Origin of the sequence: Streptosporangium sp. NPDC006930 (assembly GCF_040635605.1) — a bacterium.
GTDB lineage: Bacteria > Actinomycetota > Actinomycetes > Streptosporangiales > Streptosporangiaceae > Streptosporangium.
This window is the reverse complement of record NZ_JBEYID010000024.1, coordinates 75,673-93,641: the sequence shown is the minus strand read 5'-3', so window position 1 is coordinate 93,641 and position 17,969 is coordinate 75,673. Positions and strand designations below refer to the sequence as shown.

11 protein-coding genes are annotated in these 17,969 nt (G+C 70.3%); 5 read left to right on the top strand and 6 right to left on the bottom strand.

Going from position 1 to position 17,969, the window contains the following annotated elements; genetic code table 11:
- Window positions 1-166: 166 nt before the first annotated feature.
- Together ABZ664_RS32370 and fbaA are read right to left on the bottom strand one after the other, a co-directional pair.
- Window positions 167-586, bottom strand: a complete 420-nt coding sequence (locus tag ABZ664_RS32370; RefSeq protein WP_362518347.1) for a DUF3151 domain-containing protein — start codon at window positions 584-586, stop codon at window positions 167-169.
- A 101-nt stretch (window positions 587-687) separates the two neighbouring features.
- Window positions 688-1,710 (bottom strand): class II fructose-bisphosphate aldolase, encoded by a 1,023-nt coding sequence (gene fbaA, locus ABZ664_RS32365; RefSeq protein ID WP_362518344.1) that lies wholly within the window; start codon window positions 1,708-1,710, stop codon window positions 688-690.
- A 389-nt stretch (window positions 1,711-2,099) separates the two neighbouring features.
- Here fbaA and ABZ664_RS32360 point away from each other — a divergent pair, with 389 nt between their 5' ends.
- Window positions 2,100-2,519, top strand: a complete 420-nt coding sequence (locus ABZ664_RS32360) for a hypothetical protein (protein WP_362518342.1) — start codon at window positions 2,100-2,102, stop codon at window positions 2,517-2,519.
- A gap of 166 nt (window positions 2,520-2,685) precedes the next feature.
- Here the strand turns inward: ABZ664_RS32360 and pyrE are convergent, their stop codons facing one another.
- Window positions 2,686-3,222 carry an orotate phosphoribosyltransferase gene (gene pyrE / locus ABZ664_RS32355; RefSeq protein WP_362518339.1) on the bottom strand — a complete coding sequence of 179 codons (537 nt, stop codon included), beginning with the start codon at window positions 3,220-3,222 and terminating at the stop codon, window positions 2,686-2,688.
- Window positions 3,223-3,392: 170 nt separating this feature from the next.
- Here pyrE and ABZ664_RS32350 point away from each other — a divergent pair, with 170 nt between their 5' ends.
- Both ABZ664_RS32350 and ABZ664_RS32345 read left to right on the top strand, forming a co-directional pair.
- Entirely contained in the window at window positions 3,393-6,191 is a 2,799-nt protein-coding gene (locus tag ABZ664_RS32350) for a zf-HC2 domain-containing protein (protein ID WP_362518336.1), read from the top strand.
- A gap of 432 nt (window positions 6,192-6,623) precedes the next feature.
- The gene (locus ABZ664_RS32345; RefSeq protein ID WP_362518333.1) at window positions 6,624-7,856 is read left to right on the top strand and encodes an NYN domain-containing protein; all 1,233 of its coding nucleotides are present in this window, start codon (window positions 6,624-6,626) and stop codon (window positions 7,854-7,856) included.
- Window positions 7,857-8,080: 224 nt separating this feature from the next.
- On the opposite strand, the gene ABZ664_RS32340 is transcribed toward ABZ664_RS32345, so the two are convergent.
- Both ABZ664_RS32340 and ABZ664_RS32335 read right to left on the bottom strand, forming a co-directional pair.
- Entirely contained in the window at window positions 8,081-8,713 is a 633-nt protein-coding gene (locus ABZ664_RS32340; RefSeq protein ID WP_362518330.1) for a response regulator, read from the bottom strand.
- Window positions 8,714-8,716: 3 nt separating this feature from the next.
- Window positions 8,717-12,889, bottom strand: coding sequence for a HAMP domain-containing protein (locus tag ABZ664_RS32335; protein WP_362518327.1), 4,173 nt, complete (start codon window positions 12,887-12,889; stop codon window positions 8,717-8,719).
- A 120-nt stretch (window positions 12,890-13,009) separates the two neighbouring features.
- On the opposite strand from ABZ664_RS32335, the gene ABZ664_RS32330 reads away from it, so the two are divergent.
- A complete protein-coding gene (locus ABZ664_RS32330; protein ID WP_362518324.1) occupies window positions 13,010-14,548 on the top strand; it encodes a PP2C family protein-serine/threonine phosphatase in 1,539 nt (512 codons plus the stop codon).
- Window positions 14,549-14,780: 232 nt separating this feature from the next.
- Here ABZ664_RS32330 and ABZ664_RS32325 read toward each other — a convergent pair whose 3' ends face one another.
- Complete coding sequence (locus tag ABZ664_RS32325) at window positions 14,781-16,547, bottom strand: prolyl oligopeptidase family serine peptidase (protein ID WP_362518321.1); 1,767 nt, start codon at window positions 16,545-16,547, stop codon at window positions 14,781-14,783.
- 104 nt (window positions 16,548-16,651) lie between these two features.
- Between ABZ664_RS32325 and ABZ664_RS32320 the strand changes: the two genes are divergently transcribed.
- The gene (locus ABZ664_RS32320) at window positions 16,652-17,863 is read left to right on the top strand and encodes an RNA-guided endonuclease TnpB family protein (protein ID WP_362518318.1); all 1,212 of its coding nucleotides are present in this window, start codon (window positions 16,652-16,654) and stop codon (window positions 17,861-17,863) included.
- Window positions 17,864-17,969 lie beyond the last annotated feature (106 nt).

The window sequence follows — 17,969 nt, the reverse complement described above, 5'->3', positions numbered from 1 at the left end:
CGCGACAGGGGCTCTTGCGTGGAGAGAATACCCGACCGCGCCCGAAATGGGGATCTCCCACCTTGGGAAAGAGGGTTCGGCGGGAGATCCCAGGGACGAATCGGAAGCTGACCCGCGGCTCAGCGGGACAGATCAGGGGCGGAACCGGCGGCTGAATACCCGCAGATCAGCGGCTGGTCAGCTCCTCGGACGCCTCGGCGCTCGAATCCTTCAGGAACTGGAAGCACCGCTCGGCCTCCTCCTTCTCCCCGATGCTCTGGGCGGCGCGGGCGAGCGCGTGCAGGCAACGCAGGAACCCCTGGTTGGGAAGGTGCCCCCACGGGATCGGGCCGTGCCCCTTCCAGCCCGCCCTGCGGAGCTGGTCCAGGCCGCGGTGGTAACCGGTGCGGGCGAAGGCGTACGACGTCACGGCGTGCCCCGCCGCGAAGGACTCGTCCGCGAGCACGGCCCAGACGGCCGGGTACGCGGGGAAACGCGCGGCGACATCGGATGCTTGGGCGCTGGTCTCCAGTGCTTCCCTGGCCTCCGTCAGGTCCGGTAGCAGGGTGGGCGGCGGGCCGGCGAGGAGGTTCTCGTGCGATTCCATGACGACAGTCCTACCCGGTGGACCCACCTCAGGCCAAGATCGGCCCCCGGAGTCTTTCCGGAAGCCGACCTCGTTGTCTCTGCTGTGACCCTTTTCTGGGCTTAGGAGAGCTTGGTACCCGCGGACTTCAGGTGCTGGGCGGCCTCGACGATGCGCGCCGCCATCGAGGCCTCGGCGGCCTTGCCGTACGAGCGGGGGTCGTACGCCTTCTTGTTGCCGACGTCGCCGTCGACCTTGAGAACGCCGTCGTAGTTCTTGAACATGTGGTCGACGATCGGACGCGTGAAGGCGTACTGCGTGTCGGTGTCGATGTTCATCTTCACCACGCCGTAGGAGATGGCCTCGTGGATCTCCTCGAGCAGCGAGCCGGAGCCACCGTGGAAGACCAGGTCGAACGGCTTCTCCGCGCCGTACTTGGCGCCGACCGCGTCCTGGATCTCCTTGAGCACGCTCGGGCGGAGCTTGACGTGGCCCGGCTTGTAGACCCCGTGCACGTTGCCGAAGGTCGCGGCGAGCATGTAGCGGCCACGGTCGCCCAGGCCCAGGGCCTCGGCGGTCGCGAGGGCGTCCTCGGTGGTGGTGTAGAGCTTCTCGTTCATCTCGCCGACGACGCCGTCCTCCTCGCCGCCGACGACACCGATCTCCACCTCAAGGACGATCTTCGCGCGGGCCGTCTTCTCGATGAGCTCCCGCGCGATGTCCAGGTTCTCCTCCAGCGGCACGGCGGAGCCGTCCCACATGTGCGACTGGAAGAGGGGGTCCTCGCCTCTCGCCACCCGCTCAAGGGAGATGTCGAGCAGCGGGCGCACGAAACCGTCCAGCTTGTCCTTGGGGCAGTGGTCGGTGTGCAGGGCGATCGTGACGGGGTAGTTGGCCGCGACGACGCGGGCGTACTCCGCCAGCGCCACCGAGCCGGTCACCATGTTCTTGACCGTGGTGCCGGAGAGGAAGTCGGCGCCGCCGGTCGACACCTGGATGATGCCGTCGCTCTCCGCCTCGGCGAACCCCCTGAGCGCCGCGTTGAGGGTCTGTGATGAGGTCACGTTGATGGCCGGGTAGGCGAAACCGCCTGCTTTAGCCCGGTCGAGCATCTCGGCGTAGACCTCTGGAGTAGCGATAGGCATCGTGTCATCTCCCTGGAGACGGCTATGAACAGCTGGCGCGGCTATGAAGACATAGCCCGCAGGCCAGTATTCCGGAGTTTCTTCCCGGTCGGATAGCTCGGGTACCACTTCGGTGCGTACCGAGGTGTCTCCGACCGTCTCCCCAACGGTATCCCCGGCCCCCTTCCTGCCGGAGGACCGGGACCCGCGGCACCCCTCGCCCCCTCCCCACCAGGCAATCCCCGGCGCGGCGCTTCTCGGCCCCTTTCCCCGCGGGGACTCAGCGGCCGTGGCACGACCCGGACGAGGTGCGGAAATACGCCCTCTCTGACGGATCCGACCAGGTGGTTCGTGAAATATCCTCACGAACCGCTAACCTCCACAGTGTGGGACGCCACAGGTCTGACCCCATGGGCATCGCGCGCCTGGTCCTCGTCGGACTCGCGGTGCTGGCGGTCGTCGCCCTGATCGTGCTGGGAGTCCTCTCGCTGGCCGGAAGCCTGGGCTCCGGCGCGCCGACGGCGTCGCCCGCCCCCTCGGACGCCGTCTCGTCCGCCGTCGCCTCCCCACCCCCATCCGCCACCCCCGAGCGCGTCCCGACGGTCCTCGTCGAGTGCCTGCGGGAGCGGTGCCCCACGGTCTTCGTGAAGATCAGCGGAGGTGACGTGCTCCTCGACAGGGAGATGGCCCTCGGGGAGCAGTTCCGGTCCTTCGACCCCAAGGTCGATGTCGTCCTCGCCGACTCCGCCGCCGTCCGCGTCCAGGTGAACGGTGCCGTCCGCTCCCCGGGGAAGGCGGGGGAGCGCCAGGAGTTCACGGTCTCCCGCTAGCCCCGCCTCCCGCATCGTCACAGGCGGCGAGTCGTACCCGACCCGGCGCCCCGGATCGATCGCGAGGGCGCGCGGACCGGAGGGCTACCCCCCGCGCCGCTTGACCGCGACGCGACGGGAGAATCCCCGGCCCTTCAGGCCGGGGAGGAGGTCAACCCGTTTCCCGCTAAGCCAGGCCGAGGTCGGCCAGGGTGTAGGCGGTCAGGTACGGCAGTCCGGCCTCGGCGATCGCCGAGGAGGCTCCCCGGTCCACGATCGTGGCGACCGCCACGACTTCGGCGCCCGCCTCGCGCAACGCCTCCACCGCCGTCAGCGGGGATCCACCGGTGGTGGAGGTGTCCTCCACCACCAGCACCCGACGCCCCGACACATCCGGCCCCTCGACCCTGCGCTGCATGCCGTGGGTCTTCTGCGCCTTGCGGACCACGAACGTGTCGAGCCTTCCGCCTCGCGCGGCCGCCGCGTGCATCATGGCGGCCGCCACCGGATCGGCGCCCAGCGTGAGACCGCCTACCGCCTCGTAGTCCAGATCCTTGGTGATGTCCAGCATGACCCGCCCCACCAGCGGCGCCGCCTGCCCGTCGAGAGTCACCCTGCGCATGTCCACGTAGAAGTCGGCCTCCATGCCCGAGGACAGCACGACCTTGCCGTGCACCACGGCCTTGCCCTTGATCTCCGCCAGCAGACTCTCGCGATCGCTCATGGCACAAGGTTAGGGCGACCGGGGAGCCCGCCCGATCGGGGCCCCGCCTACGAGCAGGCCGGCCGTAACGTCGATTTCGGCCCGTGATGGCAAAAGTGCGATCCGGGTTTACTCGCGGCGCGGACTGCGGGATTATCCGGCAGGCAACTCCGGGTAATGGTGAGGTCACAATGGGTGCGGAAACATCTCAAGGCGACGCCGAGCTGCTGGCTGCCACCAGGAACGGCGACGTGGCCGCCTACCGGCTGCTCCATCGGCGACACGCCCCCGCGACGCGTGCCCTCGCCCGCCTGCTCCTGCCGGGTGAGAGCGAGGCCGAGGACCTCGTAGGGAAGGCGTTCGCCGAGGTCCACCACGTGATCGCCCAGGGACACGGCCCGGAACAGGCGTTTCGCGTCCATCTGTTCACCGTCCTCCGCCGTACCGCCGACGACCGCTCCGGTACGGACGGAGGCACACCGGCCGTACCGGAACGGCCGTCACGGGAAGTCCTCAAGCGGGCCGACGGCGAGGACGGGGCCGACGAGGGGGCCGTAGAGCGGGCGACCGGTGAGGTCGCGGATGAGTCCGATGAGGAAGCTGTCGAGCGGGCGACCGGTGAGATCGAGGGCGGGGCGGAAGAGGAGACCGTCGAGCGGACACTCCCCGCAACCGGGGAAGAAGCGAACGGAGAGACCGCTGAGCGGCCCACCGACGAGCCGGGCGGGGAGACCGGTGAGCGGCCCACCGGTGAGATTGGCGGCGAGGCGGACGGGGAGACCGACGAGCGGGCGGACGGCGAGGCAGGACCCTTCGATCCGCGCGCGTTTCTCGTCGACCCGTCACTGCGGGGCCTGGAACGCTCGCCGGTGGCGAGGGCGTTCCTCTCCCTGCCCGAGCGGTGGCAGTTCGTCCTGTGGCACGCCGAGGTCGAGAGGCTCAGGGTCGAGGACGTCGGGCTTTTGCTGGGTCTGACCGTGAACGGCGCGGCCGCGCTCGCCCACCGGGCGAGGGAGGGGATGCGCCAGGCGTGCCTGCGCATCCACCTGGCCGAGACGTCCGCCCCCGAGTGCCGGCCCGTGCTGACCAGGCTGGGCCCCCACACGCGTGGCGGCCTGGACAGGGAACAGAGCAGGGTCGTCGAAAGGCACCTGGAGGGCTGCTCCGGCTGCCGCGCGGTGCTCACGGAACTGACCGGCATCGGCCACGGCGTCCGCTCCGTCATCGGCCCGCTCGTCGCCGGTCCCGCGTTCCCCGCCTACCTGACGGCGCTCGCCAGGATGGGCGCCACGGCGGGGGGCGGCGGGCTGTCCGGCCGCTGGCGGAGGGCTCCCCGATCCGTACGGCGCGCCGTCGCGGCCGGTGCGATGGCCACCTCGGTCATGGTGGCCGCGGCCCTCGTGCTGGTGTCGACGGAGGAGCCCGTCCGATGGCCGAGCACGGCCTCCGAGCCGATCGTCGTGGCCCCGGTGCCCGACTCCCCGGACCCGGAGGTGCCGGAGACCTCCGAAGGCCCCGTACCGTCTCCGTCGGGACGGTCGGCGAAATCCGGCCGCGGCTCCGAGGAGACCGGAGCGGCGCCCGGATCCGTTGCCGGCGCGCCCCCCGACGGCGAGTCCGGTGAGACGGGCCCCGGGGACAGGGCCGGTGAGTCCGAGGGGGGCGCGCCGGCCGGAGCGGGGCCGGGCGGTCAGACGGGTGCCTGGCTCGCTCCCCGCCTGGTGGCCAGGATCGACGCGCTCGGCGCCCTCGTCAGGTCCGAGGCCGGAATCGTCGTGGTGCGGCTGCGTAACGCCGGCCGGGGGCAGAGCGAGGAGGTCGTCGCCGACGTCGGGCTGCCGCGAGGTGTGACGCTGCCGTCCGGGTCCCGCCGAGGGAACGCCGTCGGCGGCGTCACACCGGTGGGTACGGTCGACGGCTGGTCCTGCCGGGCACGAAACCGGGGCGCCCGGTGCGTCCGCGGCCCACTTCCCGCGGGCCGGGCCACAGCGGTCTTCCTCAGGGTTCTGGTGTCGGATGAGGCGGCCTACGGGACGTCGCCCTCGGTCACGGTCACCACCGCGGGGACGCGGGTGGAGGCGAGGTCACGCAGCAGGGTACGGGCGACGGGGGCCCCGGCCAGGTTCGCCACCGACGGCCGGGTCGCCGTCTCCGCGATCGGCAACACCCTGGTGGGCTGCGCGCCCTCGGAGCCCGCGTGCGAGGCCGCCCGCTCCCGGCGGGGCGGCAGACGCGACAACAACAACTGGGAGATGCGTCTCATCGATCATGACGAGGATCCGTCGACGAGCAGTTCGAGCGCCGCCCGGCTCGCCCTGCCGGCGGCGAGCAAGGTGGTGTGGGCGGGACTCTACTGGTCGGCGAGTGCGCCACCAGGTGGGCAGATCAAGCTCAAGGTGCCGGGTGAGGGCCGGTACCGGCAGGTCAGGGCCACGCAGGTGGTCGAGAGGGAGCTGCCCGCGGGGCGCGGTTACCAGGCGTTCGCCGAGGTGACGCGTTTGCTGGGCAGGGTTCGCGGGACGTACTGGGTGGCCGACGCCTCGGTGCGGTCAGGTGTGGCGCGTCACGCCGGGTGGAGCCTGGTGGTCATCGTCGCCGACCCGCGCCGGCCGTACAGTCAGGCCGTCGTCGTCGACACCACCGAGGTGCTGGACGGGGAGAATCGCTCGGCGCGGATACCGCTCGAAGGGCTGACGCCCTCCGGCGTGCCCGCGAGGATGTCCCTGGTGACCTGGGAGGGTGACGCGGGCGTCGCGGGCGATCGGGTGAGGCTCGGCGGCCGGACCCTGCGGCCCGCGGGTGGGGAGCGGGACCCGCGCAATCCCTTCGACGGGTCCGCCGTCGGGGCGCGGGGCACCGGCACGACCTTCGGCACGGACGTGGACCGCTTCCGGGCGCCCCTCGGCCGTGACCCGGTACTGGAGATCAGTACGCGCGAGGACGTTCTGCTGTTCGGCGTGGCGGCGGTGAGCGTGCGGACCGCCCCGTGACGGCCCTCGGTGGTCGGCGACGCGGTGGAAGGTGAGTCGTCGGCGGTGCGGTGAAAGGAGGGGCCGGTCGTATCCCTGACGAGGTGCATCGCTGACGGAAGGAGAGTCGTATCCCTGACAAAAGGGGCACGCCGCGCCTGTGGGTTCGTTGTGCGGTGAGGGGCTGGTGTGGAGGGCGGGGAGGCCGGGGCGCAATGGGGGAGAACCGGAAGTGATAGCACCTCGCCGAGCGGGTTCACGAACGGGACAAACTGGTACGGTCTGCGTGAACGATCCAGCGTATGGTCGAGCGCGGGTGGAATCGTCGGGATTCACCCTCGGATGGTCAGCTGCTTGATTACCCTGAGGAAGGGCCGTCTGTCCGGTCTCTGAGGGGTTCTTTCAGGCTTGTCTGAACCGAAGGATCGGGCTACGTAGGAAGGGCGGTGTCGTGTGGATCGTTGCGCGCTGTTCGTGGACGCCGGCTACCTGCTGGCCGACGGCGCGATGGCGGCGCACGGTACCCGCCACCGCGAGTCCGTCTCCTGGGACTACCCGGGGCTGCTCCAGCTGCTCAACAAGTTGTCGAGAGAGCGCACCGGGCTGCCGTTGTTGCGCTGCTACTGGTACGAGGCGACCGTGGAGGGCCGCCGCACCCCGGAGCACGACACGCTGGCCGAGATCCCCGGCCTCAAGCTTCGCCTGTCGCGCATCCGCCCCGGTCGTCGCGAGGGTGTCGACGCCCAGGTCCACCGCGACCTGATGACGTTGGCCCGCAACGGCGCGGTCTGCGACGCGGTCGTGGTCAGCGGTGACGAGGACCTGGCGCAGGTCATCTGCGACGCCCAGGACCTCGGTATCCGGGTCACCGTGGTGCACATCAGCGCCGACGGCAACTGGGCCGTCTCCCGTACGCTGCGTCAGGAGTGCGACGACCTGATCGAGATCGGCGCCGGTCAGCTGCGCCCCCACGTCAGCCTGCTGAGCGGCGACACACCCGCCCTGGTGGCCAACGGCCACCAGCGCGCCGCCAACGGCCAGTCCGTCTCCTCGCGCGGCACCGGGGGCGCCGGCGGAAACACCGGGGGCATCGGCGCGAACACCACCGCCCCGGCCACCAGTCCCATCCCCGCGGTCCAGCCGTCCCGCGCGGCTCACGCCCAGCCCGCGCTGCCCTCCGCCTATCAGAGCTACACCCAGGAGTCACCGGTCGTCCCGGCCGCTCCCGCCACACCGCCGCCACCGCCACCCCCGCCCGCCTCCCCGCCCTCGCACGCGGCCGTCAGCACCCAGACCGGTCCGCTGCCCGTCGCGCCGCAGTACTCGCTGGGCAACACCGGCGGCATGCCGAGCTATCAGTCCCCGCCGCAGCAGATGGGCACCTACAGCGGCCCCCAACCGGCTCCGGTGCCGACGCAGAGCACGGGAACCGGTGCCGCGACGACCCTCTCCGACGCGGTGCAGGCCGCACACAAGGAAGGCCACGACTTCGGCGAGTCCGTGGCCAAGGACGCGCCCGCCCTGTGGCTGGAGGCGGTCCTCGCCCGCAAGCCCCGGATGCCCTCTGACCTGGAGGCACGCCTGCTCCAGGGCTCCTCACTGCCGATCGACTTCCTCCTGCACGACGAGGTCCGCCACGCCCTGCGCCGCGGCTTCTGGGACGCCCTGGAGCGCGCCCGCCGCTGAGAGGCGCACGAGAGGCGCACGGTCGGCTCGGAAGGAACCGCGGCGCGAAGGGATCGCGCCGCGGAGATCCCCCAAGTGACGCGGAGATCCCTCAGGGAGGCGCGGAGACGTCCCTCGGGTGAGCGACGGAGAGGCCCGCCGGGTGACTGCGGGGCACCCGTCAGGTGACCGTGAAGACGCCCGTCTGACTGCGGGGCACCCGGAGTGACCTGCGAAGGCGCCCGTCAGGTAAGGGCGTCGAAGCCCGCGCGCAGGTGGTCGAGACGGTTGGACAGGTCGGTCAACGGCCCCGCGAGACCGGGGTCGCCGCTTTTACGGGTCAGCTCCACGACCCGGCCGAGCTCCTCCTCGACGGCGGCCAGGCGCCTGGACAGCTCGGGCAGCACGGCCGCCTGGTCGGACGCCTCACCGGGCGGCAACTCCGTGGCGAGGCGTTCGCGGAGCATGGTGGCCTGCTCGGCGAGCCTGCGGTTCATGTTGTAGAGCTCCACGAACACCGCGACCTTGGCCCGGAGCACCCAGGGGTCGAAGGGCTTGGTGAGGTAGTCGACGGCGCCCGCCGCGTAACTGCGGAAGGCGTAGTCGGGCGCGCTGTCGACCACGGTCAGGAAGATGATCGGGATGTTGCGGGTTCGTTCGCGGCGTTTGATGTGGGCCGCCGTCTCGAATCCGTCCATGCCCGGCATACGGACGTCGAGCAGGATCAGGGCGAACTCCGTGCCGAGCAGCGCCTTCAGCGCCTCCTCCCCGGACTTCGCCCGGACAGGGATCAGATCGAGCGAGCTGAGAATGGCCTCAAGCGCGATGAGGTTCTCCTCCCGGTCGTCCACCAGGAGGATCTTGGCTTTGTCCGGCATCGATCACACGCCTTCGTCGGAGTCGGCGGCCGGCTTGCCCCGGGTGAGCCAGCCGCGCAGCCTTTCCAGCAGGCGGTCGACGTCCACGGGCTTGGGCACATAGTCGGAGGCGCCGGAGGCGATGCTTTTCTCCCGGTCGCCTCGCATGACCTTAGCGGTCAGCGCGATGATCGGCAGATCCGCGAACTGGGGCATCCGGCGGATCGCGGAGGTGGTGGCCCAGCCGTCCATCTCCGGCATCATGATGTCCATCAGGACGAGGGCGACGTCCTCGTTGCGTTCGAGCTGCTCGATGCCCTCGCGACCGTTCTCCGCGTAGATCACCGTGGAGCCGTAGCGTTCGAGCACGCTGGTCAGCGCGAACACGTTGCGGATGTCGTCGTCCACGATCAGGATCTTCGCCCCGGTGAGCGGATCGTCGCCCTTCCACGGCTTGCCCTCGCCCTGCGGGAACTGCGGCAGGGGCATGTCGTCGTTGAGCGTCAGCTCCGGCAGGTCGCCGGGCTCTTCGAGCACGCCGATGAGCGTGGGGTTGCGGGGGGAGGAGGGAGTGCTCGCCCCGCCGTCGCGCGCGGACAGCGGGCCGCCGTACGACGGGGGCAGGTAGAGGGTGAAGGTGCTGCCCTCGCCGACCTCGCTGACCACGTGGATCTCGCCGCCGAGCAGGCGGGCGATCTCGCGGCAGATGGACAGGCCAAGGCCCGTCCCCCCGTACTTGCGGCTGGTGGTCCCGTCGGCCTGGCGGAACGCCTCGAAGATGACCTCCAGCTTGTCGGAGGCGATCCCGATGCCGGTGTCGACCACCTCGAAGGCGAGGATGCCGTCGGCGCCGCGCAGGGTGTCGTCCACGAAGGCGACGGCGCGCCTGGCGTGGATCACGCGCAGCCGCACCTCTCCCTTGGGGGTGAACTTGATCGCGTTGGAGAGCAGGTTGCGCAGCACCTGCTGGAGACGCTGCTCGTCGGTGCGGAGCTCCTGCGGGATCGACGGGTCGATCTCGACGTTGAACGACAGACCCTTGTCCTGGGCGAGCGGTGCGAAGGTGGCCTCGAAGTAGTCGACGAGCTTGGGCAGGGAGATCTGCTGGGGGTGGATGTCCATCCGGCCGGCCTCGACCTTCGACAGGTCGAGAATGTCGTTGATCAGCTGCAGCAGGGCGGAACCGGCGCCGTGGATGGTCCTGGCGAACTCCACCTGCTGGGCGGTGAGGTTGCCGTCGGCGTTCTCGGTGAGCAACTTGGCGAGCACGAGCAGGCTGTTCAGCGGGGTGCGCAGCTCGTGGGACATGTTGGCGAGGAACTCCGACTTGTAGCGGGAGGAGACCGCGAGCTGCTCGGCGCGCTCCTCCAGCGTGCGGCGGGCCTGCTCGATCTGGAAGTTCTGGATCTCGATCGCCCGGTTCTGCTTGGCGAGCAGCGCGGCCTTGTCCTCCAGTTCGGCGTTGGAGCGGCGCAGCTCCTCCTGCTGGCGCTGGAGCTCGTCGGAACGCTCCTGCAACTCGGTGGTGAGGCGCTGCGACTCGGTCAGCAGGTCCTCGGTCCTGGAGTTCGCGATGATCGTGTTCATCGTGACGCCGATGGTCTCGACGAGCTGGTTCAGGAAGTCGTGGTGGACCTCGCTGAACTCGCTGAACGAGGCGAGCTCCAGGACACCGAGCACCTGTGACTCGAACAGGACGGGCAGCACGACGATCTGTGCGGGCGTGGAGGTGCTGAGGCCGGTGTCGACGGTGAGGTAGCGGGCGGGCACGTTGCCGAGGATGATCCCCCTGCCCTCCAGCGCGGCCTGGCCCACGATGCCCTCGCCGGTCGCGAACCGCTGCCTGGGGCCGCTGCCGGGGCGGGCGCCGTACCCGGCGATGAGGAGCAGGTCGCGGTCGCCGGTGGGTTCCGCGAGGTAGAAGGCGCCGTAGTGTGCCGACACCAGTGGGGTGAGCTCGCTCATGATGAGCTTGGCGACCTCCATCAGGTCGCTGTGGCCCTGCATGAGGCGGGAGATCCTCGCCAGGTTGGACTTCAGCCAGTCCTGCTCCTGGTTGGCGGTGGTGGTGTCGCGCAGCACCGCCACCATCATGTTGATGTTGTCCTTCAGCTCGCCGATCTCGCCCTCGGCGTCGACGGTGATGGAGCGGGTCAGGTCGCCGGTCGCGACGGCGGTGGTGACCTCGGCGATGGCGCGCACCTGGGTGGTGAGGCGGCCGGCGAGCTCGTTGACGTTCTCGGTGAGGCGCTTCCAGATGCCCTCGGCGCCCTCGACACGGGCCTGGCCGCCCAGCTTGCCCTCCGAGCCGACCTCGCGGGCGACGCGGCTCACCTCGGAGGCGAACGACGACAGCTGGTCGACCATGGTGTTGATCGTGGTCTTCAGCGCGAGGATCTCGCCCTGGGCGTTCACGTCGATCTTGCGGTTCAGGTTGCCCGACGCGACGGCGGTGGTGACCTCGGCGATGTTGCGGACCTGGTAGGTCAGGTTGTTCGCCATGGAGTTGACGTTGTCGGTGAGGTCCTTCCAGACGCCGGAGACGCCGCGTACCCGGGCCTGGCCGCCGAGTTGTCCTTCGGTGCCGACCTCGCGGGCGACGCGGGTGACCTCGTCGGCGAACATCGACAGCTGGTCCACCATGGTGTTCAGGGTGTCCTTGAGCTGTAGGATCTCACCCTGGGCGTCGGCGGTGATCTTCTTGGACAGGTTGCCCTGGGCGACGGCGGTGGACACCGCGGCGATCTGACGGACCTGGGTGGTGAGGTTGTTCGCCATCACGTTGACGTTGTCGGTGAGGTCCTTCCAGGTGCCGGAGACACCGGGCACCTGCGCCTGACCGCCCAGCTGACCCTCCGAGCCGACCTCGCGGGCGACCCGGCTCACCTCGGAGGCGAACGACGACAGCTGGTCGACCATGGTGTTGATCGTGGTCTTCAGCGCGAGGATCTCGCCCTGGGCGTTCACGTCGATCTTGCGGGTCAGATCTCCGTTGGCGACGGCGGTGGTGACCTCGGCGATGTTGCGGACCTGGTAGGTCAGGTTGTTCGCCATGGAGTTGACGTTGTCGGTGAGGTCCTTCCAGACGCCGGAGACGCCGCGTACCCGGGCCTGGCCGCCGAGTTGTCCTTCGGTGCCGACCTCGCGGGCGACGCGGGTGACCTCGTCGGCGAACATCGACAGCTGGTCCACCATGGTGTTCAGGGTGTCCTTGAGCTGTAGGATCTCACCCTGGGCGTCGGCGGTGATCTTCTTGGACAGGTCGCCCTGGGCGACGGCGGTGGACACCGCCGCGATGGCGCGGACCTGGGTGGTGAGGTTGCCCGCCATCACGTTGACGTTGTCGGTGAGGTCCTTCCAGACGCCGGAGACGCCGCGCACCTGCGCCTGACCGCCCAGCTGACCCTCGGTGCCGACCTCGCGGGCGACCCGGGTGACCTCCTCGGCGAACGCGAGGAGCTGGTCGACCATGGTGTTGACGGTGTTCTTCAGCTCGAACATCTCGCCGACCGCGTCGACGGTGACCTTGCGGCTCAGGTCGCCCCGAGCGACCCCGGTGGTCACCGCGGCGATGTCGCGGACCTGCGCGGAGACGCGGCTGGACATGGTGTTGACGGCCTCGGTGAGGTCGCGCCAGCTTCCCGACATGCCGCGCACGTTCGCCCGGCCGCCCAGGCGTCCCTCGGTCCCGACCTCCCTCGCCACCCGCGTCACCTCGGACGTGAACAGCGACAACTGGTCGACCATGCCGTTGATCGCCTTGCCGAGGCGGCGCACCTCGCCCCGGGCGCCGCGGTCGAGATCGATCCGGCGGGAGAGGTCGCCCTTCGCCACCGCGTCGATCACGTCGGCGGCCCCGCTGACCGGGCCCACGAGCGCGTCGATCAGCGTGTTGACCGAGTCGACGCTCTCGGCCCACGAGCCCACGCCGGGGCCGGGGGTGAGGCGCTCGCCGAAGCGGCCCTCCTTGACCACCTCGCGGCGGACCCGGTGCAGCTCGTTCGCGAGGTGCTCGCGGCGGTCGGCGACCTCGTTGAGCAGCAGGCGGATCTCGCTGAGGATCCCGGGAGGTGCGTGTGGCACCCGGCGGCGGAAGTCACCGTCGCGCCAGGTGATGAGCGTCTGAAGGATCGGTCGTAGATCCGATTCGCTGTAACGTCGCTCCTCGACGTCGGACACGGTATTGACCGTGGTCATATGACCTCCCTGACTCCCGGGGGCGCGGCCGTGAGTCACCCCAGTCTGTCACGGTGCGCAATGTGTAGTCCCACCTTCGATTCACCCCATGTCAACGGGAAGTGTGGTAGTCACGGAACAGTGACCAGTGCTCCCCGCGCCGTTCTGGCGGCGACCTTCGCCCCAGGAGACACGGCCGTCCCTGCCGCCAGGCGGTTCACCATCGAGGTGATGACCGCCTGGGCCGCCGCGTCCGTTCTGGCGGTCGCCGAACGGCTGGCCGCCGACCTGTCGTCGCAGGTCACGGACGTTCCCTTCGAGATCGTCTGGAGCCATCTGGGTGATGGCCTGCGGATCGAGGTGCGCCAGAGGCAGGCTCCCGCCGAGAGCCCCGGCGCACCGTCCGTGCCGGTGGAGGAGTGGGGTGTCACCTTCGCCGGTCAGCAACGCACGCACTGGGCCAAGATCCGGCTGGCCGGCTCCTCCGGGCGTCCGTCCTCGGAGTGGGCCACGGAAGAGCCCAGTCGTGGACCGATATGGATGGGTTTTCTCGCCGACGCGAGCGACCTGCTGGCAGGCACTCTCGACCCCGACATGGTGCCCGCGATCATCTCGCAGATCGTGGTGCCGCGGCTCGCCACCTGGTGTGCCGTCTATACGTGGAGCAACGGCGGCGGTCCGCAGCGTCCAGCCTACCTCTGGCACACCGACGAGCGGCGCATCGACGAGCTCAGGGAGGAGCTCGCCGACGTCCAGATCCCGCAGGGCGGCGGTTCCATGCAGCTCGCCGACTCGCAGGTGCTGGTCATCCCGCTCCTGGCGCGCGGGCGCACGCTGGGCGCGATGTGCCTGGGTCGGCCCGACCGGTTCGCCGAGGACGTGTTCCAGTACGCCGAGGACATCGGCCGCCGCGCCGCGCTCGCCCTCGACAACGCCCTGCTGTACGCCACCCAGGCGGCGGCGAACCGGGCACTGCAGCGCAGCCTGCTCCCTCCCGACGAGCCGGGCGAGATCCCCGGTCTCGACCCCGCCGTGGTCTACGAGCCCGCGGGGGAGACCAACGAGGTCGGCGGCGACTTCTACGATCTTTTCGCGGCCGGTGACAGCTCCTGGCGGTTCGCGGTGGGCGACGTCTGCGGGACCGGCCCCGAGGCCGCCGCGGTGACCGGTCTGGCCCGCCACACCCTGCGCCTGCTCGCGCGGGAGGGGTACGGGGTGGCGGCCGTTCTCGAACGCCTCAACCAGGCGATCCTGGACGAGGGTGATCGTGCCCGCTTCCTGACGCTGCTGCACGGGGAGATCACGCCCGTGCCGAGCGGCCTGGACGTGGCGATGGTCTCCGCGGGGCACCCGGAGGCGCTGCGGTTGCGGCCCAACGGTGTCGTGGAGGCCGTGGTGACCTCCCAGTCGCTGCTCGGGGTCTTCCCCGAGGCGACCTTCAAGGCGGAGCTCGTCCACCTCGACCCCGGTGACGTGCTTCTCGCGGTGACCGACGGGGTGACCGAGCGCCGCAGGGACGGGCGACTGCTCGACGACGACGCGGGGCTCGCCAAGCTGCTGGCCGAGTGCGTGGGGTTGTCGGCGCGGGCGGTCGCCGAGCGGATCCGCCGCGCGGTCCAGGACTTCGCCCCCGAGCCGAGCGCCGACGACATGGCGATCGTGGTCCTGCGGGCCCGCTGACGGGGACCGCCGACCGGTCGGAGCCCGTCCACCGGCCCTCTCACCGGCCGGGCAGGGCCGTCGTCACCTCATGGGAGGCCATCACCCCTTCAAGGGGAAGGCCGTCACCTTTTCACGGGGAAACCGTCTTCACGGGGAAACCGTCGTCACTCCACGGGTGGCCATCCCCCTTCAGGGGAGGGCCGTCACCTCTTCCGAGGGGAAACCGTCGCCCTCCGATAGGGGATGTGCGTTAAATATTGGTCTTCACGTGTTTTCTGGCGAACTCCAGCTGTGCCGACATCTGCGCGATGCGCTCGGAGACGACCAGGGAGCCGTGGCCCGCGTCGTAGCGGTACACCCTGTGCTCGTGGTCGCGCTCGGCGAGCCGGGCCACGTACGCCTCGATCTGCCCGATCGGGCAGCGCGGGTCGTTCTCCCCGGCGAGGATGAGGACCGGCGCCTCGACCTGGTCGACGTAGGTGATCGGTGAGCTGTTCACGTACCGCTCGCGCTGTTCCTCGGGTGAGCCGCCGATCAGCGCACGGTGGTAGGAGCGCAGCGCCTCCGTCTCCTCCTTGTAGGCGGCGATGTGGTCGGCGATCGGCACCGTGGCGATGCCCGCCGCCCACATCTTGGGCTGGGTGCCCAGGCCGAGCAGCGTGAGGTAGCCGCCCCAGGAGGCGCCGGACAGCACCAGCCGGTCGGGATCGCAGACGCCGCGGTCGACCAGGGCGTCCCTGACGGCGGCCACGTCGGCCAGCTCGATGTGCCCGACGTCGCCGTGGAGGGCGTTGCGCCAGGCGGAACCGTAGCCGGTGGACCCCCGGTAGTTGACCCGCACGACCGCGAAGCCGTGATCCACCCAGGCGGCCACCTGGGGCACGAAGGAGTCGTCGTCCTGCGCGGTGGGCCCTCCGTGCAGCATGAAGACCGTGGGGAAGGGGCCGGAGCCGCGCTCGGGACGCGAGACCAGGGAGTGGATGCGGCCGCCGGGTCCTTCCACGTCCACGTCCTCGACCGGGACCGACGGGGGTGAGGTGGGGCCGCCGTGGTTCATGACCACGTGGCCGCTGGTCGATCGGATCAACGGCGGGTGGGCGCCGCTGGACCAGGAGTACTCGACGGAGCCGTCGGGGCGGGGCGCGGCGGCGTCGATCACGCCGTGCTGGGTCTCGATCGGGAAGAAGCCGCCGCCGGGAAGGTCGTAGCGGGTCAGGTAGGTGCGGCCCCGGTTGCCTCGTACGACGAGCAGCGAGCGGCCGTCGTCGTACCAGTCGGCGGTGATCTCGCCCGGGTCGCGCAGCCAGATCTCCCGCTGCTCGCCGGTCTGGGGGTCCCAGACGAGGGGCTCGCGGCGGCCCCTGCGCTCGTGCAGGGTGAGCAGGCGGCGGTCTCCGGACACCGGGGCGAAGCGCAGGCCGATGAGCCCCTTGCCGGGGCCGTCGTGCAGGTCGCCGACGACCGCTCCGTTGCGCCGGAGCACGCGCAGCCCGGGGTGCCGGGCGTCGCCGTGCTCGCTGTGACTGATCGCGATCAGCGAGCCGTCCGGGGAGACCGCGGAGACGGCGGCCGCCTCGGCGTGCTCGTAGATCGTCCGTGCGGGTTCGCCCGGCTGCACGAGATGGATGGTGAAGCCCTGACCCGGCCTGGCCATGCCGATGACCGCCTCGCCCGTCGCGGCGAGTCCGAGCCCGGCGGGGAAGCCGGGGTCGAGGTCGATCGGCTGGTCGGGGCCGCCGTAGAAGGGCTGGCGCATCCACCGGCCCCACTCGTCGCCGTCGGTGTCGTCGAACCACCAGATCCACTGCCCGGTGGGATCGATCGCGCCGTATGAGGTGCCCTTGGGCCGGGAGGTCGCAGGGCGGGTGGAGCCGCCCGCACGGTCCCAGGCGTAGACCTCCCACGCCCCCGAGGCGTTGCTGCGGTAGACGGACCGGCTGGGAGCCTGGCCGGCCCACACGGGCAACGTCGCGCGCGGCGCGCGGAACCTGGCCTGCCAGCGCTCCTCCGCCTTCATCTGAACTCCTTGAGCGTGGAGACCCGGTCTTTCAGGGCCGGGAGGAAACGGGGCATGGCACCGTAACGCCTATCGCCTGCCATGCGTTCCGATAAGGTCCGGACGTGCGTACGGCGTACAAGGTGCGGGCCTACCCCACCCCTGAGCAGGCGGCCATGTTGAGCCGCACGTTCGGTTGTGTACGCGTGGTGTGGAACCGGACCCTGGCCTGGCGGCACGCCCGCTACCGCGGCGAGCGGGCCACAACGAACTTCACCCAGGCCAACGCCTACCTGACGGCGATGAAGGCCACCGACGAGCTGGCGTGGCTGAACGAGGTGTCGTCGGTTCCGCTGCAGCAGGCCATCCGCCACCAGCAGGTCGCCTTCACCAACTTCTTCGCCGGACGCGCCCGATACCCGCGCTACAAGTCCCGCACCGGGCGACAAAGCGCCGAGTACACCCGGTCGGGGTTCCGCTACCGCGACGGGCGACTGTTCCTGGCGAAGACGGACACCCCGCTCGCGTTCGTGTGGTCCTGGCCCGACGTTGACCCGGCGAGCATCGACCCGACCACGGTCACCGTCTCGCGCGAGGCGTGCGGACGCTGGTACGCCTCCTTCGCCGTCGACGTCGACGACCCCGAGCAGGCTCCGGCGACCGGCACGATGGTGGGGGTGGACGTCGGTGTGAAGGACTTCGCCGTCACCTCCGACGGCGAGAAGATCGCCAATCCGCGTCACCTGGCCAAACGGGAACGCAACCTGGCCCGCTACCAGCGGCGCATGGCCCGCAAGCAGCGCGGCAGCGCCAACCGGGCCAAGGCCAAGGCGAAGGTCGCCCGCGCGCACCGCAAGGTCCGCGCCTCCCGCACCGACTTCCTGCACCGCACCTCGACGCGACTGGTGCGCGACCACGACGTCATCGTGATCGAAGACCTCGCCGTGAAGAACATGGTCCGCAACCGGTCCCTGGCCAAAGCGATCTCCGACAGCGGGTGGGGCACCTTCCGCCGCATGCTGGAGTACAAAGCGACCGAACACGGCCGCCACCTGATCGTGATCGACCGCTGGTATCCCAGCTCGAAGACCTGCTCGGCGTGCGGGCACCTGCTCGCCCGACTTTCCCTCGGCACCCGGACGTGGCAGTGCCCGTCCTGCGGCACCCGGCACGACCGGGACGTCAACGCCGCGAAGAACATCCTGGCGGCAGGTCTTGCCGTGTCTGCCTGCGGAGGTGACGTCAGACATTCCGGGTCCTCCCGGGTGCGGTCGCCGACGAAACAGGAACCCCGGCCCGCGAGGGCTGGAATCCCCGTCCTTCAGGGCGGGGAGTAGTCAAGTGGCGCTTCCCTCCGTCAAGGCGTCAGCTTCTCGCGCCTGGGCGCGGGCTTGCTGAATTGCGGTCCAGTATGTCGTCTTCACCGGCTAATTTCTTGGGGAA

What these genes read in the sequence shown, in the direction of transcription:
- pyrE (WP_362518339.1), bottom strand. Translation starts at nt 3,222, where the DNA reads ATGAGCGATCGCGAGAGTCTGCTGGCGGAGATCAAGGGCAAGGCCGTG.
- fbaA (WP_362518344.1), bottom strand. Translation starts at nt 1,710, where the DNA reads ATGCCTATCGCTACTCCAGAGGTCTACGCCGAGATGCTCGACCGGGCT.
- ABZ664_RS32335 (WP_362518327.1), bottom strand. Translation starts at nt 12,889, where the DNA reads ATGACCACGGTCAATACCGTGTCCGACGTCGAGGAGCGACGTTACAGC.
- ABZ664_RS32360 (WP_362518342.1), top strand. Translation starts at nt 2,100, where the DNA reads ATGGGCATCGCGCGCCTGGTCCTCGTCGGACTCGCGGTGCTGGCGGTC.
- ABZ664_RS32325 (WP_362518321.1), bottom strand. Translation starts at nt 16,547, where the DNA reads ATGAAGGCGGAGGAGCGCTGGCAGGCCAGGTTCCGCGCGCCGCGCGCG.
- ABZ664_RS32370 (WP_362518347.1), bottom strand. Translation starts at nt 586, where the DNA reads ATGGAATCGCACGAGAACCTCCTCGCCGGCCCGCCGCCCACCCTGCTA.
- ABZ664_RS32350 (WP_362518336.1), top strand. Translation starts at nt 3,393, where the DNA reads ATGGGTGCGGAAACATCTCAAGGCGACGCCGAGCTGCTGGCTGCCACC.
- ABZ664_RS32340 (WP_362518330.1), bottom strand. Translation starts at nt 8,713, where the DNA reads ATGCCGGACAAAGCCAAGATCCTCCTGGTGGACGACCGGGAGGAGAAC.